This window comes from Limimaricola cinnabarinus, assembly GCF_047631075.1.
Taxonomy (GTDB): domain Bacteria; phylum Pseudomonadota; class Alphaproteobacteria; order Rhodobacterales; family Rhodobacteraceae; genus Limimaricola; species Limimaricola cinnabarinus.
In genome coordinates, this window is record NZ_JBLHYX010000013.1 from 35,567 (window position 1) to 52,321 (window position 16,755).

The following is a 16,755-nucleotide window of genomic DNA, read 5'->3' on the forward strand; positions in this document are numbered from 1 at the left end:
CTGCCCGGTTCTCCGGCGGCGAAAGTCGGGCATTCAACGAAATTCGGGAGGGGGAATGATGCCTCTGATACGGCAATTTGCCTCGGGCGCGGGCCTTGGGTCGATGATCGGCGTCGTCGTGATGCTGGTAGCGTTCACCGCGATCGACGCCGGTGGCTGGTGGTCGACCCGGACCCTTTCCAACGTGATCCACTTCACAGCGATCCTCGGGTTGATCGCCATGGGCCAAGCGCTGATCATCATGTCGAAAGAGATCGACCTGTCAGTAGGCTCCGTCTACGGGCTGACAGGCGTTGCCTTCATCACGCTGCAACCCGATCTGGGGGTGCCAGGCGCGACAATCGCCGCGCTTGTCATCGCCGCAGCCTGCGGGCTGATCCAGGGTTTTGCCGTGGTCAAGGGCGGGCTGCCGTCGATGATTGTCACGCTTGGCGGGCTGTTTACCTTTCGCGGGGTCATCTATGTCTGGACCGGCGGCTCGGTGCGCAACTTCCCCGAAGAAGCGCGCGCCCACTGGCTGACCCGCATGTTCGGCGGCGAGATCCTTGGCATCGAGGCGGCAATCTTCTGGGCGCTTCTGGTGCTGGTGATTCTCAGCGTGGTGCTGTGGATGACCCCCTTCGGTAACCGGCTACTGGCCACCGGGGGCAATGCCGAAAGCGCCGCCTCGCGCGGTGTGCTGATCGACCGCACCAAGATAGCCGCATTCACGCTGTGCTCCCTGCTGGCTGGGTTCGCCGGGATCGTCACCCTTGCCGATCAGCCCCAGACCCATGTGACGCTTGGCGATCTGCTGGAACTGGAGGCGATCTCGGCGGCGGTGATCGGCGGCTGCCTGCTTTCGGGCGGGCGCGGATCACTGATCGGGGCGGTGCTTGGGGCCTTCATCGTCATCAGCTTCCGCTACGAGCTTATCGCACTTGGCGCGCCGTCGTCCTGGTTCATCACCTTCATCGGCATCGTGCTGATCGTCGCCGTCATCTTCAATCAGAAGCTCGCCCGCTGGGCCGGCCATTCTGTCTGACACAGGGGGAGGAGAAACCCATGTCGAACGCAACGCCGCTCATTCAGGTCAAAAATCTCGATTTGTACTTCGGGCTGTTCCACGCGCTCAAGAACGTCTCTGTCGATTTTCACGCCGGCGAACTGGTCGGTCTGGTCGGCGACAACGGGGCGGGAAAAACGACGCTGATCCGCATTCTGTGCGGCATCCACACCCCCAGCGAGGGCGAGGTCTATTTCGACGGCAAACGGGTGACTGAATTTCACCCGAAGCTCGCCATCGACCAGGGAATTGAGACGATCCAGCAATCGGTCGGCTTGTGCGACAACCTGTCGATCGCGCGCAACTTCTATCTCGGGCGCGAGCCGGTGAAGAAGATCCTCGGCATTCCGTTTCTCGATTTTGCAAAGATGCGCAGCAAGTCGGCCAAGGTGATCCGCGAGTTCGGCTTGCGTGACAACGTGTCCGCCGATGATGAGGTGGAGCGGCTTTCGGGTGGCGAACGCCAGTCGGTCAAGATCGGCCGTGCGGTCGAATTCATGAACCGCGTGGTCATCATGGACGAGCCGACCAACCACCTGAGCGTCCGGGAGCGTGAGCATGTCAACGAGCTTGCCGTGCAGCTGAAGGAACAGGGCCTTCTGGTGATCTACATCACCCACGACATCTTTCAGGTGCACAAGTTGGCCGACCGGATCGTCATCATGGAGAACGGCGAGAAGGTTGCGGATGCCTCGACCAGCGAGATGACCGCCGAAGAGCTCGAGGATGTCATCCGTCAGGGTGGCCGCCTTGTCGAGAAGCACGAAGACGCGATGCAGCGGGAGGCGGTGTGATGGTTGCGGCAACAATCAAGCCCTTCATCAGCCGCCATACCGAAATCGGCATCGTGCTGATCGCCGCACTTCTGGTGGTTTTCTTTTCGGCCACCTCCGATGGCCGCTGGGCGAACGCCTACAACCTTGGCACCATCATGCAGATCACGGCGACGCTTGGCCTGATGAGCATGGGCGTAGCGCTTGTGATTGGCACCGGAGAAATCGACATCTCTGTCGGGTCCACCTTCGGGGTCGGGGCGCTAGTCTATCTGTGGCTTGCGGTGCAAATCGACCCGGCGCTGGCGGCGGTGGCGGCGGTAGTCGCCGGGGCGGCGATCGGGGCCTTCAACGGCCTGCTGATCACCCGGACCGGGACGCCGTCTCTTATCATCACGCTTGGTACGCTGATGATCTTTCGCGGCATCGCCATCGCACTGACTAGCGGTTTCGCCTTTTCGATCCCCTTCAAGGAGCGCGGTGGCGTCAGCTACTGGCTGCTGGGCGGCGACACGCTTTGGGGGTTCAACACCGCCTGGCTGTGGATGCTCGCGGGGCTCGTGGTGCTGACGGTTATGCTCAAGGCGATGCCCTTCGGCAACCGGCTGCTGGCCACCGGCGGATCCGCCGACAGCGCATTGTCGCGCGGGGTGCGAGTGGACCGGGTGAAGCTTTCGGCCTTCGTGCTGTGCGGCACGCTAGCAGCACTTGGCGGCGTGCTCGAGGCGGGCAAGCTGGGGTCCGCCGACGGGTCGATGGGCCGGTTGATGGAGCTTCAGGCAATCGCGTCCTGCGTGCTGGGCGGCTGCCTACTGGCTGGCGGGCGGATCTCGCTGCTGGGGGCGCTGGTCGGGGCCTTCGTGCTGTCGTCGATCCAGTCCTACCTCGTGGTGATGGGCGTGAAGCCACAGTGGTTCATGCTGCTTTTGGGGATCATCGTCGTTGCGGCCGCCTATGGCGATCGGCGGCTGCGCCATTGGTCGCTCAAGCGATAACGCTACCCGGCGCTGATGGCGCGCGCGCCGCCCAACCATACAGATCAGAAGGTTGAGAAATGTACCAAAATTTCGGACTGTTCATCGACGGGGCATGGGTCCGGTCCAGTGACGGCTTGGACGTGCTGTCGCCCGTCACGGAAAAGCCGCTGGGCCGGGTGCCCGCAGCATCGCCCGAGGACACCGCGCGCGCCATCGATGCCGCCGCCCGCGCCTTGCCCCACCTGCGCGAGATGGGCGGGTTTGCCCGCGCCGACGCGCTGCACCGCATCGCAGACGAGATGCTGGCGCGCGCTGATGAAGCCACCCGAATGATCTCGGCCGAGACTGGCAAGCCGCTGGCGCAATCGGGCCGGGAATGGGCCCTCTCCTGCGACCAGTTCCGCTGGTACGCCGAAGAGGCGCGCCGCATCTATGGCCGCATGGTCGAAAGCCGGGTGCCTGGCGGGCGGTTCGAGATCACCCGCGAGCCTGTCGGCATCGTGGGCGCCTTCACCGCGTGGAATTTTCCTGCCGCCCTTCCCGCCCGCAAGCTGGCACCGGCCTTGGCAGCAGGCTGCTGCGTAGTGCTGCGCCCCTCGTCGCAGACGCCGGGCGTCGCGATGGTGATGGTTGATTGCATCCGCGCGGGCGGCCTGCCGGACGGCGCTGTGAACCTTGTCGTCGGCTCCACCGCAAACACCTACGTGCCGATCATGGCGGATGCGCGGGTGCGCAAGGTATCACTGACAGGGTCCACCCGCGTCGGCCAGCAGATGATCCGCGATGCCGCCGATACCGTGAAGAAGGTCAGCATGGAGCTGGGCGGCAACGCCCCCCTGATTGTCTACGACGATGCCGATCTGGAACCGACACTGGATGCAGTTGTGGCGACCAAGTTCGCCAATTGCGGCCAGGTCTGCGTCACCCCCGACCGGCTGTTCGTGCATGACAGCGTGCATGACGCATTTGTCGAGGGCTTCGTCAGGCGTGCGCGAAAGATCCGCGTCGGCGACGGGATGGACTCCGACACCGGCATGGGCCCGCTGATCAACGCCGGTCGCCTGTCCGAGATCGACGCCATCGTGCAGGGCGCCATCCGGGCTGGTGCCACCCTTGCTTGCGGCGGGCAGCGCCCAGCAGGCCAGAACAGCGGCCATTTCTACGAGCCGACGGTTCTGACCGGCGTGACCGACGACATGAGGGTCTTTGCCGAAGAAAACTTCGGCCCCGTTGCCGCTATCACCCGGTTTGGCGACGAGGCAGAGGTGCTGGCCCGCGCCAATGCATCCGACATGGGCCTTGCCGCCTATGCCTTTACCCGATCGCCGGACCGCGCCCGTCGCACGGTCGCCACGCTCAAGGCCGGGATGGTGGGGATCAACAGCTTTGCCCTCGCCGCGAGCGAGGCGCCATTCGGGGGCACCAACTTTTCCGGAATGGGCCGCGAGGGCGGCACCGAGGGGATCGGCGATTACCTCGACACCAAGCTGGCACAGATCGTTTTCTGAGGGAGGAGAGACAGATGATCGAGAACAAGCTCACGCAGATCTGGGCCGAAGGCAGTCCCGTGCTGCATGGCTGGCTGTCCATCGGAAACCCGTTCACCGCCGAAATCATGGCCGCACAGGGCTATGACGCGGTGTCGATCGACTGGCAGCACGGTGCGCTCGACTATTCCGCAGTATTGCCGATGTTTCAGGCGATGCGCGCTTCTGGCGTGGTGATCGGGGCGCGGGTGCCCTGGCTTGATCCGGCGGCGATCATGAAGGCGCTGGACGCGGGCGCCATGCAGATCATCTGCCCGATGATCAACACCGCCGAACAAGCCGCCGAATTCGTCAGCTATCTGCGCTATCCGCCGCATGGGCAACGCAGCTTCGGCCCCACCCGCGCCGCCTATGCACAGGGGGCGAACATCCACGCCGAGGCCAACGACAGGATCGTCGGCTGGGCCATGGTTGAAACCAAGGAAGCCATGGCCAACCTCGACGCCATCGCCACGACGCCAGGGTTGGACGGGATCTATGTTGGCCCGGCCGATCTGACCTTTTCGCTCTGCGACGGCAAGTATCCCCCCGGGTTCGACCGCGAAGAGCCTGAGATGATTGAGGCGCTACAGACCATCGCGGACACTTGCCATCGTCACGGCATCATGGCCGCCCTGCACTGCGGTACCGCCGAATATGCCGCCCGCGCCGTAGGCTGGGGCTATGACATGACCACCGTTTCGGGCGACACCCGCCTGCTTGCGGGGGCGGCAGCGGCATCGGTGCGCACCTTCCGTGAGGCGGTTTCGAGGAGGGCGGCTGCCACGGCCCCGGCAGCGATGAAGGGGGCCTACTGATGGCGCATGTGATCGTTGCTGGAAAAATCCACCCGGCGGGCCGCGCGGTGCTAGACAGCGCCGAAGACATCACCGTGCGTTATATCGATGAGGTAAGCGAAAACAGCTACGCCGCGTTCGTGCATGAAGCCGACGCGGTGCTGATCCGCACCCAGCCGATGAGCGCGGAAACGGTGGCGAAGGCGGGGCGCCTGAAGATCGTCTCGCGTCATGGCGTCGGGTATGACGCAGTCGACCTCTCGGCATTGAACGAACGCGGCATCGCCTTGGCGGTCTGCGGCGATGTGAATAGTTATTCCGTCGCCGAACACGCCTGCATGATGATCCTTGCTGCATCCAAGCGCGCTTTGCGGGGCAACGCTTCGGTGCGCAGCGGCCCTTGGGGCTGGCGCAACAAGCTGGAAAGCCAGGATCTGCGCGGGCGCAACCTGCTGATCCTTGGCTATGGGCGGATCGGGCGGCACACGGCGGCGATGATGGCGGGCTTTGGCATGACCATCCGCGCCTATGATCCATACCTTGTTTCGCGAGGCTGGCCCGAGGGGCCCATCGCCGCGGCAGAAGATCTCAACGAGGCGCTCGGCTGGGCCGACGTGATCTCGGTCAGTGCCCCGAAGCCGGAAAAGCCGCTGATTGGCGCAGCAGAATTTGCCGCAATGAAGGACGGTGCGATCATCGTGAACACAGCGCGCGGCGGCATCGTGGACGAAGCCGCTCTGATTGCCGCGATCGGTTCGGGCAAAGTCGCTGCCGCCGGGCTTGACGTGTTCGAGAACGAGCCCCCCGCTGCGGACAATCCGCTCAATGCGTTCGACCAGGTGATTCTAAGCCCCCATATCGGCGGGTTGACCGAAGGCGCCGCCGAACGCATGGCCGTCAATGCCGCGCAAAACATTCTCGATTATCTCGCCGGGGGAATTGATCCCGCGCTGGTCGTGAACAGGGACTATGCACATGGCCTCGTCAAAGCCTGATCTCAACATCGGCCTGATCGGGACCGGCTTCATGGGCAAAACCCATGCCTTCGGCTTCTCCACGGCGCCAAAGGTGTTCGATCTGCCACGCAATATCGTGCTCCATACCGTCGCAGACGTGACGCAGGACTCCGCGACGCAGGCGGCAGGGGCGCTTGGCTTTGCGCGCGCCACCGACGATTGGCGCAAGCTGATCGCAGACCCGGACATCGACGTGATCGACATCACCACGCCCAATGCGCTGCACAAGGAAATGGCGCTTGCGGCCATCGCGGCGGGCAAGCATGTCTATTGCGAAAAGCCGCTTGCCCCCTGCGCATCGGATGCGCTCGAAATGGCCAGAGCGGCGGAGGCGGCCGGCGTGAAAACGCAGGTTGGTTTCAATTACCTGTGCAACCCGATGCTGCGCCTCGCCCGCGCGATGATCGAGGCGGGTGAGCTTGGCGATATCCGCGGTTATCGCGGCATCCACGCCGAGGACTACATGGCCGATGCCGCCACGCCTTTCAGCTTTCGCCACGATCCCGTGGGCGGCGGCGCGCTTGCAGATATTGGCAGCCATGCGCTTGCCACTGCCGAGATGCTCCTCGGTCCGATCACCGAGGTCATGGGCGATTGCGTCACGATGATTGGCACCCGCCCCGACGGGCGCGGGGGTACGCGGGCGGTCGAGGTCGACGATGTGGGCCGCGCCTTTTTGCGGTTCGCAAACGGCGCGCAAGGGTCGGTCGAGGGCAACTGGATCGCAACGGGCCGCCAGATGCAGCATGATTTCGAGATCTACGGCACTAAGGGGGCGCTCGCCTTCAGCCAGCAGCGTTTCAACGAGCTGCATTTCTACGACGGGTGCGATGCTCCCGGGCGCCGCGGCTTTCGCCGGATCGAAGCCGCACCGGAGCATCCGCCGTACGGTCGCTTCTGCGTCGCGCCGGGCCACCAGATCGGTTTCAACGACCTCAAGGCGATCGAGGTCGCAGGCTACGTGGACGCTATTGCCGGTGATGGTGCCGAACCATTCGGCTTTTGCGCCGGGCACCGTATCCAGACGCTGGTGGAGACGATCCAGACCTCATCGCGCCACCGGGCCTGGAAATCCGTCTGAAGCATTTGCCTGATCACTTCCGGCACGGCGGGCGCATGAAAGCGCCCGCCGTGCAGACGTCATTTCCCCCGGAGTTTCCCATGTCCAAGCCAGTCACCAAGTCCTTCCAGAAGATTCTCGTTGCGAACAGGGGAGAGATCGCCATTCGCATCATGCGGGCGGCGAACGAGATGGGCAAGAAGACGGTCGCCGTCTTTGCCGAAGAGGACAAGCTAGGCCTGCACCGCTTCAAAGCGGATGAGGCCTACCGGATCGGCGAGGGGCTTGGCCCCGTTGCAGCCTATCTGTCGATCTCCGAGATCATCCGTGTCGCCAAGCTGGCGGGGGCGGATGCGATCCACCCGGGCTATGGCCTGCTGTCGGAAAACCCCGAATTCGTCGATGCCTGCGATGCTGCAGGAATCACCTTCATCGGACCGAAGGCGGCCACCATGCGCGCCCTTGGCGACAAAGCCAGCGCCCGCAAGGTCGCCGTCAAGGCTGGCGTGCCCGTCATTCCCGCCACCGAGGTGCTGGGCGATGACTGGGACGCCATCGCAGCCGAGGCCGAGGAAATCGGCTATCCGCTGATGCTCAAGGCGTCCTGGGGCGGCGGCGGTCGCGGGATGCGGCCCATCGAAGGGCCAAAGGAACTTAAGGAAAAGGTGCTGGAAGGCCGGCGCGAGGCCGAAGCCGCCTTCGGCAACGGCGAGGGTTATCTGGAAAAGATGATCATCCGCGCCCGCCACGTCGAGGTGCAGATCCTTGGCGACAAGATGGGCAACATCTATCACCTGTACGAACGCGACTGCTCGGTGCAGCGCCGCAATCAGAAGGTCGTTGAACGCGCCCCCGCCCCCTATCTTTCCGAAGCGCAGCGCGAGGAAATCTGCGAGCTGGGCCGCAAGATCTGCGCGCATGTGAATTACGAATGCGCCGGCACCGTCGAATTCCTTATGGATATGGAAACCGGCAAATTCTACTTCATCGAGGTGAACCCTCGCGTTCAGGTCGAACACACCGTCACAGAGGAAGTCACCGGCATCGACATTGTACAAGCGCAGATCCTGATCGCCGAGGGCAGAAGTCTCCCCGAAGCCACCGGCAAGGCGTCTCAATACGATGTGCGCTTGACTGGCCACGCGCTTCAGACCCGGATCACTACTGAAGATCCGACCAATAATTTCATCCCCGATTATGGGCGCATCACCGCCTATCGCAGCGCCACCGGCATGGGCATCCGCCTGGACGGCGGCACCGCCTATGCGGGCGGCATCATCACCCGCTATTACGATTCGCTGCTGGTAAAGGTGACCGCCAAGGCCGCGACCCCGGAAAAGACGATCAAGCGGATGGATCGTGCCTTGCGCGAGTTCCGCATCCGCGGAGTCAGCACGAACATCGACTTCGTGATCAACCTGCTCAAGCACCCGGTGTTCCTGAATAACCAATACAGCACCAAATTCATCGACACGACGCCCGAGCTGTTCGATTTCAAAAAGCGCCGCGACCGGGGCACCAAGGTTCTGACCTATATCGCCGACATCACGGTAAACGGTCACCCCGAGGTGCAGAACCGCCCCAAGCCCGCCGCCGAGCTGAAACCCGCGCGCGTGCCCACGGCGCTGCACGAGGTGCCGCCCGCCGGCACTCGCACGCTGCTCGAGGAAAAAGGCGCGCAGGCGGTAGCCGGCTGGATGTCGGCGCAAAAGCGGCTATTGATCACCGACACCACCATGCGCGACGGGCACCAATCCCTGCTGGCGACACGAATGCGCTCGATCGACATGATCAAGGTCGCCCCCGCCTATGCCGCCAATATGTCCGACCTGTTCTCGGTCGAATGCTGGGGCGGCGCGACTTTCGACGTGGCCTACCGCTTCTTGCAGGAATGCCCGTGGCAACGCCTTCGCGACATTCGCGCGCACGTTCCAAACATCATGACGCAGATGCTGCTGCGCGCCTCGAACGGCGTGGGTTATACCAACTACCCCGACAACGTGGTGCAAAGCTTTGTCGCGCAGGCAGCCGATAGCGGCGTCGACGTGTTCCGCGTGTTTGATTCGCTGAACTGGGTCGAAAACATGCGGGTCGCGATGGATGCGGTAATCGAAAGCGGTAAAGTCTGCGAAGGCACCATCTGCTACACCGGCGATATACTTGACCCGGCCCGCGCCAAGTACAACCTGAAGTACTACGTCGACATGGGCAAGGAACTGAAGGCCGCCGGCGCACATGTGCTTGGCCTCAAGGACATGGCAGGGCTACTGAAAGCCAATGCCGCCGGAATGCTGATCAATGCGCTCAAGCAAGAGGTCGATCTGCCGATCCACCTCCACACCCACGACACCTCTGGTGCCAGCATCGCCACGATCATCGAGGCCGCGCGCGCTGGTGTCGACGCGGTAGACGCGGCGATGGACAGCCTTTCGGGCAACACCTCGCAGCCGACGCTTGGCTCAATCGTCGAGGCGCTGCGCCACACCGACCGCGACACGCTGCTGGACGTGGGCACGATCCGCGAGCTGTCGAACTACTGGGAAGCGGTGCGCGGCCAGTATGCGGCCTTCGAATCCGGCCTTCAGGCCCCGGCCTCCGAGGTTTACCTGCACGAAATGCCCGGCGGGCAGTTCACTAACCTCAAGGCGCAGGCCCGCGCGATGGGGCTGGAAGAACGCTGGCACGAGGTCGCCCAGACCTATGCCGACGTGAACCAGATGTTCGGCGATATCGTCAAGGTGACGCCCTCGTCCAAGGTGGTCGGAGATATGGCGCTGATGATGGTGAGCCAGAACTTGACCCGCGCGCAGGTCGAAGACCCCGGCACCGATGTCAGCTTTCCCGAGTCGGTGATTGACATGATGCGTGGCAATCTTGGCCAGCCGCCAGGCGGCTTCCCTCAGACCATCGCAGGCAAGGTATTGAAAGGCGAAAGCCCCAATTTGGAACGTCCCGGCGCGCATCTTGCCCCGGCCGATCTGGCGGCGATGCGCAGCGAGCTAGCCGACAAATTCCCCGATGTCGATTTTGACGACGAGGATTTCAACGGCTACCTGATGTATCCCAAGGTCTTCACCGATTACGTCGCCCGCCACGAGGAATACGGTCCGGTGCGCGTGCTGCCAACGCTGACCTATTTCTATGGGATGAAGCCCGGCGAAGAGGTCACCGCCGAAATCGACCCCGGCAAGACGCTGGAAATCCGGCTGATCACTGTGGGCGAAACCCAAGACGACGGCGAGGTCCGGGTGTTCTTTGAACTCAACGGCCAGCCGCGCGCGGTGCGCGTACCCAACCGCAAGGCCAAGGCAACCTCTGCCGCCCGGCCCAAGGCAGAACTGGGCAATGCCTCGCACATCGGCGCGCCGATGCCCGGCGTGGTGGCTTCGGTCGGGGTGCAGGCGGGGGCGCAGGTCCAGGAAGGCGATCTGCTGCTGACTATCGAGGCAATGAAGATGGAAACCGGCCTACACGCCGAACGCGATGCGGTGGTCAAGGCGGTTCATGTGGTGCTCGGCGGCCAGATCGACGCCAAGGATCTGCTGATTGAACTGGAGTAGGCCCCCGCACCGGATGAGCGCGCTGCCCCTGCCCTTCGGGCTCCCCTAGAGTATTCCGGGAAAGGCAAAAAGGTAGTCCTAGCGCATGGGGCCGCATTTCTCTCATGTGACTACCAGAGTCTTGTTGGCTGGCCACCTTGCAACGAATATTGCATAATTAGATAGTGCGCTACGGGTTGTCATGTATGGGACGTGACGCTTGTAGAACTCGACGCGTCGAGCGGAAAGGCAGAGCAGATGCAGAGCGACCGGCGACCGGAGAATTACGAAGAGCTCATCCGCCTCATTCACGAACGCTATGACTCGATGAGTAAGACCTACCAGAAGATTTCGGTCTACCTCACACAGAACCCCAACGATGTCGCGGTCAAATCCGTCAATGCGATTGGCGAGCACTGCGGCATCCATGCCTCGAGTTTTGTACGCTTTGCGCAGGCACTTGGCTACAAGGGCTTCAAGGACCTGCAGGCGTTGTTCCAAAAACGTCTTTCGACGGCTGCGCCCGGGTTCGAGGCTCGGCGGCAGGCGCTCGATGCGGCGCTAGAGGGGCGCGAGGATCGGTCAGAGTACGGGTTTCTACGCGATCTGGTCGTTTCAGATATAGCCTCGCTCGAGGGCCTGCTGGATAATATTGCGCCGGATGATCTGGCCCGCGCGGCCGATTGCATCGTTTCGGCCCGCACCGTCTATATCATTGGGCAACTGCGCGCCGCTCCAGTGGCGGACCTGCTGCGCTACGTCCTTACCATGCTGGGGCAGTCTTGCGTGCTGCTTGACGCCAGCGGAGGTCTTGCAACCCACATCGCGCGAACCATTGGCCCGCAGGACATGCTGATCGCAGTCTCTTTCCGTTATTATGCCACCGAGGTGGTGAACATTGCCGAATCCGCCAGCAAGGCAGGCGTGCCGATCATCGCAATCAGCGACAGCACCCTTTCGCCGCTGGCAAAGACCGCCGCAGTACTCTTTGCGGTGCCGGAGCACGACTACATTTTCTCACGCTCGCTAGCGGCACCGATGTGCCTTGCGCAGGCGCTGACGGTTGCCGTGGCAGCGCGGGTTCAAAAAAACACCGAAAGCCCTCGCATTCCAACGGTCACAGCGACACGCTGACGCTGTAGCGCCCTTGCCGGGGGAAATCTGAAAGCTCGGATGCCCGCTGCCGCTCGCATGCCAGCCCTTGTGGCACCGACCACGAAGAACGACGAAGCTATCGCATAAAGCTGATATCGATTTCCGCGATCAAGGGTCACTAACGCCCGGCTTGCCGCGCAGGCGCGGGACCAGATAGATGGGAGGGCGGCAACCATCCCATCTATCGGGACGCGTGACGATGCGGCGGGGGAGCGATAGCGTCCCCCGCCACGCCGCAGTCACGCCGCTAGTTCCCAGGCCAGCGCAGCGTCACTGTGGCGCCGTCCCCGGAGCGCTCCAGCTCTGGCACCCCCATCGCGACGATCTCGGACGCATAGAAGGGCTGCACGAACCAGTTGTGCGAGAAGGCGCCGTAATCGATCGTGAAGTCGAGCCTCTCGAGTCGGGACGGCAGCTCGGCTTCGGCGCGCCATATGATTTGGCCGAGACCGGTCTCCACCCGGTCGCGCTCGGCGATCGTGACCTCGGGTGTGGACAACGCCAGCGCGGCACCGCCCGCCGAGAGATGAGTCGCTGCCAGGAGTTCGGCCCCGAAGTCCGTCGCCTCGAAACCCGAGACGGCCCCGTCGCCATCTCTGTCAAGTTGGGCGTAGATTGCCACGCCGTCGGGCGCCGACGGCATGATCACCGCCTCGATCACCACCCGTCCCGGGAGTAGCGATAATGTCACCTGCTGATCCACCTCGCCATGCGGATGAGCCAGTACCGACCCCGCCGTCAGAGCCGAGATCAGCGCCACGGCCGCGGCGCGCATCATTCGGCCTCGACCCAGGCCACGCCATAATCGTTGGCTGGGTCGCGATACATGTTATGGGCGTGGTCGGTAGGATCGCCGTCCATATCCTGCGGGGCATATTCGGTGATCACCGACGGCGCGGTGACCCTAAAATAGGCCGCGCCCAGCGTGCCCTCAGGGCCCCACCAGCCGAACCAGGTGTCGTCCAGCTCGACCTCCACGACCTCCATCTTGGCCGCGAAATCATCGGCATTGATGAAGCCGAGCCGAGCCGCGATCACGTCCGACAGCAGCGCCTTCTGAGCGTCGTCCAGATCGCTGCCCTTGATGCCTTCCGGCGCGACTCTGGTGCCGAATTCACCCGGCCCCAGCAGCAAGTTGATCGGCGTGTCGGAGACGATCGCTTGTGCTTTCTGATCCTCCGAAAGGCTGTCCATTAGGGCCTGCGCAGCGGTGGTCTCGTCGGCGGTGATGTAGATCTGCTGGCCCTCGTAATCGATGTTCAGCGGTTCGCCGCCCGTCAGCATCGGAGAGAAGGTCACGTCGGGGCCGAAGATCGTAACGTTGATCGCCAAGTGATGTCCGCCGAACTGAAGCATCCAAGGCGCGTGGGTCGAGGGTTCGCCGAGAAACGAGACATAGTAATAGTCGCTGCCGAAATTCGGCCCGCCGCTGCCGTCGTCGAGCGTATCCTCGGCGGCGAGCTGGTAGCGGACGTTGTTCACCCCGTCCTCGCTCATCACCGTGGACAGCAGCGCATCGAGCGCGGCCAGCTGATTCTCGGTCATGTCGCCGCGCATGACACCGGCGCGCTGCACGGGGCCGTCCGGGAAGTTCGACCAGTTGCCCCTCTGGGTCGCGTCGTCGAAGGCGAACATGGCCGCCTCGCGCTGCGCTTTGTCGAGCGTCTCGAGGAAGGCCTGCGCCGCCGTTACGATGGCCTCGGTCTGTGCGTCCGCGGCGGGCACCTCGAAGCTCGACTTCATCTCGATCTCGACCGGCGGGGATTGCAGGCTGCGGCCTTGGGCCGAGAGCGGCCCTTCGGCCAGGCCATAGATCCCGGCAGCGGCAGCAATGGCGGTGGCGCCGAGAAGAATGACGGATGTCTTTTTCATGATGACTGTCCAATTAGCGGTAAGTGAGAGCTTCCGGCTCGTAGAGTCGGGTCACTGGGAAGCTGAAGTTGCGAACCCGTCAGGGGGTCGGTTCAGAGGCGTGTGGACGGGACCCGGTGTCGGCATGGCGCTCTCTGGCGTTCCCTAACATCCGGCGCAGCGTGTCGTCGTGATCGACGAGGTGATGCTTCAGGGCTCCGCCCAGATGAAGTGCGACGAGCCCGACCAGAACCGGCAGCGCGGCCTCGTGCAGCGCGCCCGCGGTAGCCGCCAGCCAGCCGATCTCGCCCCAGGCCGGGATCACGGTCAGCCCCCAGAGTTCGACCGCCCGTCCCCGTGCCACGGTCATCAGCACCCCCGAGAGCGGCATCGCCAGCGTCGCGGCGAGTAGCGCCCAATGGGTGGCGCGGGCCGCCAGGGCCTGCCAGCGCGGCTGCAACGCCTCGGGTGCGGGAAAGCCGATACGGACCCGCCGCAGCAGCCGCCACATGCCGAAGGCCAGCACCCCGAGGCCGAGCGTGCGGTGCGGATCAAGCCAGACGCCGCGAGCCTCGCGCGGCAACCAGTCCAGCAAAAGGCCTATGGCCAGCGCACCAAGGAAACCGGCGGCGACGCTCCAGTGCAGCAGCCGCGACAGGCGAGAATAGCCACCTTGGTCGGATGACGGGGTGTAATCGGTTGCGAAAGAGCGATCGGTCATTCCGGCGCCCTCTCAAGACGCTGCCCTCTTCTCGTGGCGTTCAGGGACTGGGTGGCGGATCGTCTGCAATTGTAAATTCGTCTGGGGATGTCCCGGGCGGCCAGGGACGGGACGCGAAGCGTCGTCATAGGGTGAGCCTTTCCAATCGATGCCCAGCGTCTACGCGGCTGTGCTGTCGGCCAGCTGGCATCGGCCTTACAATTCTGTCAGGTTCGCGATCCCGCCGGGGCCCGGTCATCCGGTATCGAGCCCAGCGATCCAGGCCTGGAGCAGAATTCCGGTCGTTTTACGCCGGCTCAGCTGTCGCCGGCCAACTTCAGGTCGAGCACGACCGGGTAGTGGTCGGTCGGCCATTCGTCGGAGAATTTGCGCCGGACCACTACCGGGTCATCCACCATGGCGACGGGGCCGGCCCAGCCGAGGTGGTCGATGGCGCCGAACAGGTTCAGGCCGCGATCGAAGTGGTAGGTCGCGCCCTCGACCGGGGCGAAGGTTACGCCGGCGGCCTCGATGATCTCCAGCACCCGGTCACCTGACCGAGCGTTGAGGTCGCCCGCGACCAGCACCGTCTCGCCCGCCTTGATCCAGGGCGCGATCCGCTCGGTAACCAGCTCCGCCGAGCGGAGGCGGTTGTCGCGGCTGGCGTAGTCGGTGTGGATGTTGACCACCTTGAACCGCGCGCCGGTGCGTCGGTCGGCGAACTCGGCCCACGACGCGAAGGCCGGATGGGAGCCGTTGAAGGTGCGCGAGTAGATCACGTCCGGCGTTTCGGAGAAGAAGAACCAGCCCTGATCCGCGAGGGACAGCCGGTCGGCCTGGTAGAGGATCGGCTGGGTCGAGGGGAACTCGGAGACGTCGCCCACCGCCGCGGCGGCGTAGTCCGGGTTGTTGGCGAGCAGCCAGTCCAGCGTCAGGTTCCGTTGGCTCTCAGAGCGGCCCGCATGGCTCTCCATTTCCTGGAAGGCGACGAGATCAGCCTCAAGAAACTTGAACGCCTTGTCGAGCGGACCCTTGCGCCGCTCCCAGTCGCCCACCGACCACGGGCCGGTCTCCTGGCGCAGCGAGATGTAGTGGACATTGTAGCTCGCCACCCGCAGGCTCGTTGCGTAGCGCAGCGGCAGGGGTTCGCTGCCGGAGTTGCGATAGATCTGCGCGCAGGCGACAAGGGCCAGCAGGGCCAGCGCCGCCGTGGCGGCCTTCGCCGCGCGCCTGATCCAGCGCGTGAGAGTGGTCTTCGGCATCCTATTCATTCCTCAAAGGCTGACTGGGCGCGGCGGTAGTTGCGTATGAGCCAGGCCAGACCGCCAATGGCGAGCGCACCGGCCATTACGACGCCGACTGAGCTGCTGATCAGGGAGGCGATCTGGGCGATCCGGTCGGCGAAAGCGAAGCCGAGCCACGCGTAGCCGAGGCTCCACAGGAACCCGCCGCCAAGGGCTGTCAGGGTGAAGCCGACCCAGGACATGCCGAGCGCGCCGGAGATGTAGCCGACATAGGGCCCGAGCGGGCTGAGCACGGTGCGCGACAGGAACACGGCCGCGAGCCCGCGTCGCTCGACCAGCCGTTGCGCGCGGCCGATGACCTTCGCAGTGCCGGGACTGCGCCCCATACGCTCGATCAGTGGCCCGCCGGCCCGGTGCGCGGTCCAGAAGGCGATCTGGTCGCCGATCGCGAAACCGGCATAGGCGAAGGCGACGAGCTGCCACAGCGCGAACTCCTCGGCTGCGGCGAAGCCGCCCGCGACCATCACCATCATCGAGGACGGCACCGGGAGCGCGAGGCCCGACAGGGTGACGCAGCCGAAGATCAGCCACAGCCCGTAGGTCGGGATGAGGGCGAGGAAGGTCTCGGTCATCTGTTCCTCTGCTCCCGAAGCAGCTGCTGCGCCTCTTCGATCCGGGCCTGGAACTCCGGTAGCGTCATGCCGCTCTCGCGCAGGAATTCCGCGACCGAGCGCGGCACCGCATCGGGGGGCGTGTCGACGTCGTAGCCGATGATGTCGAAGATCACAGGCTTGGTGAGGTCCCAGGACCGCTCGACGTAGCGGATCGACATCCACGGCTCGACGGGACGATCCCGGTTGGCGGGGTTGGCGAAGTAGATTGCTTCGCCTGCGAAATCGGCGGCGAAGAAGATCAGCATCCCGAACGCCACCAACGTGACCAGTCCGAGCCTCCTGTGCCTGTGCCAGACAAATCTGAAAAAGCCTGTCATCCGGTAGGTCCTGCCTGTTCGCTACGACGTAGCCACCCTGTCATCTCGTCAGCAGGCCCGCGACCTTGGCCTGCCTCCCGC

General features: G+C 64.0%; 15 protein-coding genes. 9 read left to right on the forward strand and 6 right to left on the reverse strand.

The window, feature by feature from the left end; genetic code table 11:
* Positions 1–55 precede the first annotated feature (55 nt).
* From ACJASC_RS11715 to ACJASC_RS11755, 9 genes are all read left to right on the forward strand, one after another.
* Positions 56–1,024, forward strand: a complete 969-nt coding sequence (locus tag ACJASC_RS11715; protein ID WP_415146201.1) for an ABC transporter permease — start codon at positions 56–58, stop codon at positions 1,022–1,024.
* A gap of 20 nt (positions 1,025–1,044) precedes the next feature.
* Positions 1,045–1,839, forward strand: coding sequence for an ATP-binding cassette domain-containing protein (locus ACJASC_RS11720; protein WP_415146202.1), 795 nt, complete (start codon positions 1,045–1,047; stop codon positions 1,837–1,839).
* Positions 1,839–2,813, forward strand: a complete 975-nt coding sequence (locus tag ACJASC_RS11725) for an ABC transporter permease (protein ID WP_415146203.1) — start codon at positions 1,839–1,841, stop codon at positions 2,811–2,813. Before ACJASC_RS11720 ends, ACJASC_RS11725 begins: the two co-directional genes overlap by 1 nt.
* 59 nt (positions 2,814–2,872) lie before the next feature.
* The gene (locus ACJASC_RS11730; RefSeq protein ID WP_415146204.1) at positions 2,873–4,303 is read left to right on the forward strand and encodes an NAD-dependent succinate-semialdehyde dehydrogenase; all 1,431 of its coding nucleotides are present in this window, start codon (positions 2,873–2,875) and stop codon (positions 4,301–4,303) included.
* A gap of 14 nt (positions 4,304–4,317) precedes the next feature.
* Complete coding sequence (locus tag ACJASC_RS11735) at positions 4,318–5,139, forward strand: HpcH/HpaI aldolase family protein (RefSeq protein WP_415146205.1); 822 nt, start codon at positions 4,318–4,320, stop codon at positions 5,137–5,139.
* Positions 5,139–6,113: a hydroxyacid dehydrogenase gene (locus tag ACJASC_RS11740; protein WP_415146206.1), complete on the forward strand. Its 975-nt coding sequence runs from the start codon at positions 5,139–5,141 to the stop codon at positions 6,111–6,113. Before ACJASC_RS11735 ends, ACJASC_RS11740 begins: the two co-directional genes overlap by 1 nt.
* The gene (locus tag ACJASC_RS11745; RefSeq protein WP_415146207.1) at positions 6,094–7,215 is read left to right on the forward strand and encodes a Gfo/Idh/MocA family protein; all 1,122 of its coding nucleotides are present in this window, start codon (positions 6,094–6,096) and stop codon (positions 7,213–7,215) included. The genes ACJASC_RS11740 and ACJASC_RS11745 overlap by 20 nt, the downstream gene beginning before the upstream one ends.
* A gap of 80 nt (positions 7,216–7,295) precedes the next feature.
* Entirely contained in the window at positions 7,296–10,754 is a 3,459-nt protein-coding gene (gene pyc / locus ACJASC_RS11750) for a pyruvate carboxylase (protein WP_415146274.1), read from the forward strand.
* Positions 10,755–10,946: 192 nt separating this feature from the next.
* On the forward strand, positions 10,947–11,867 hold the full coding sequence (locus tag ACJASC_RS11755) for a MurR/RpiR family transcriptional regulator (RefSeq protein ID WP_415146208.1): 921 nt from the start codon (positions 10,947–10,949) through the stop codon (positions 11,865–11,867).
* 268 nt (positions 11,868–12,135) lie between these two features.
* Here the strand turns inward: ACJASC_RS11755 and ACJASC_RS11760 are convergent, their stop codons facing one another.
* The 6 genes from ACJASC_RS11760 to ACJASC_RS11785 form a co-directional block, all read right to left on the reverse strand.
* On the reverse strand, positions 12,136–12,648 hold the full coding sequence (locus tag ACJASC_RS11760; protein ID WP_415146209.1) for a hypothetical protein: 513 nt from the start codon (positions 12,646–12,648) through the stop codon (positions 12,136–12,138).
* A gap of 14 nt (positions 12,649–12,662) precedes the next feature.
* A complete protein-coding gene (locus ACJASC_RS11765) occupies positions 12,663–13,760 on the reverse strand; it encodes a DUF3500 domain-containing protein (RefSeq protein WP_415146210.1) in 1,098 nt (365 codons plus the stop codon).
* Between the two features lie 79 nt (positions 13,761–13,839).
* Positions 13,840–14,460 (reverse strand): cytochrome b, encoded by a 621-nt coding sequence (locus tag ACJASC_RS11770; protein WP_415146211.1) that lies wholly within the window; start codon positions 14,458–14,460, stop codon positions 13,840–13,842.
* A 296-nt stretch (positions 14,461–14,756) separates the two neighbouring features.
* Positions 14,757–15,701 carry an endonuclease/exonuclease/phosphatase family protein gene (locus ACJASC_RS11775; RefSeq protein ID WP_415146212.1) on the reverse strand — a complete coding sequence of 315 codons (945 nt, stop codon included), beginning with the start codon at positions 15,699–15,701 and terminating at the stop codon, positions 14,757–14,759.
* Positions 15,702–15,706: 5 nt separating this feature from the next.
* Entirely contained in the window at positions 15,707–16,315 is a 609-nt protein-coding gene (locus ACJASC_RS11780; protein WP_415146213.1) for a DedA family protein, read from the reverse strand.
* Positions 16,312–16,674, reverse strand: a complete 363-nt coding sequence (locus ACJASC_RS11785) for a hypothetical protein (RefSeq protein WP_415146214.1) — start codon at positions 16,672–16,674, stop codon at positions 16,312–16,314. The genes ACJASC_RS11780 and ACJASC_RS11785 overlap by 4 nt, the downstream gene beginning before the upstream one ends.
* Positions 16,675–16,755: the final 81 nt, after the last annotated feature.

Excerpts from the sequence above, each read along its gene's own strand:
- ACJASC_RS11715 (WP_415146201.1), top strand. The coding sequence starts at position 56 with ATGATGCCTCTGATACGGCAATTTGCCTCGGGCGCGGGCCTTGGGTCG.
- ACJASC_RS11720 (WP_415146202.1), top strand. The coding sequence starts at position 1,045 with ATGTCGAACGCAACGCCGCTCATTCAGGTCAAAAATCTCGATTTGTAC.
- ACJASC_RS11725 (WP_415146203.1), top strand. The coding sequence starts at position 1,839 with ATGGTTGCGGCAACAATCAAGCCCTTCATCAGCCGCCATACCGAAATC.
- ACJASC_RS11730 (WP_415146204.1), top strand. The coding sequence starts at position 2,873 with ATGTACCAAAATTTCGGACTGTTCATCGACGGGGCATGGGTCCGGTCC.
- ACJASC_RS11735 (WP_415146205.1), top strand. The coding sequence starts at position 4,318 with ATGATCGAGAACAAGCTCACGCAGATCTGGGCCGAAGGCAGTCCCGTG.
- ACJASC_RS11740 (WP_415146206.1), top strand. The coding sequence starts at position 5,139 with ATGGCGCATGTGATCGTTGCTGGAAAAATCCACCCGGCGGGCCGCGCG.
- ACJASC_RS11745 (WP_415146207.1), top strand. The coding sequence starts at position 6,094 with ATGGCCTCGTCAAAGCCTGATCTCAACATCGGCCTGATCGGGACCGGC.
- pyc (WP_415146274.1), top strand. The coding sequence starts at position 7,296 with ATGTCCAAGCCAGTCACCAAGTCCTTCCAGAAGATTCTCGTTGCGAAC.
- ACJASC_RS11765 (WP_415146210.1), bottom strand. The coding sequence starts at position 13,760 with ATGAAAAAGACATCCGTCATTCTTCTCGGCGCCACCGCCATTGCTGCC.
- ACJASC_RS11770 (WP_415146211.1), bottom strand. The coding sequence starts at position 14,460 with ATGACCGATCGCTCTTTCGCAACCGATTACACCCCGTCATCCGACCAA.
- ACJASC_RS11775 (WP_415146212.1), bottom strand. The coding sequence starts at position 15,701 with ATGCCGAAGACCACTCTCACGCGCTGGATCAGGCGCGCGGCGAAGGCC.
- ACJASC_RS11780 (WP_415146213.1), bottom strand. The coding sequence starts at position 16,315 with ATGACCGAGACCTTCCTCGCCCTCATCCCGACCTACGGGCTGTGGCTG.
- ACJASC_RS11785 (WP_415146214.1), bottom strand. The coding sequence starts at position 16,674 with ATGACAGGCTTTTTCAGATTTGTCTGGCACAGGCACAGGAGGCTCGGA.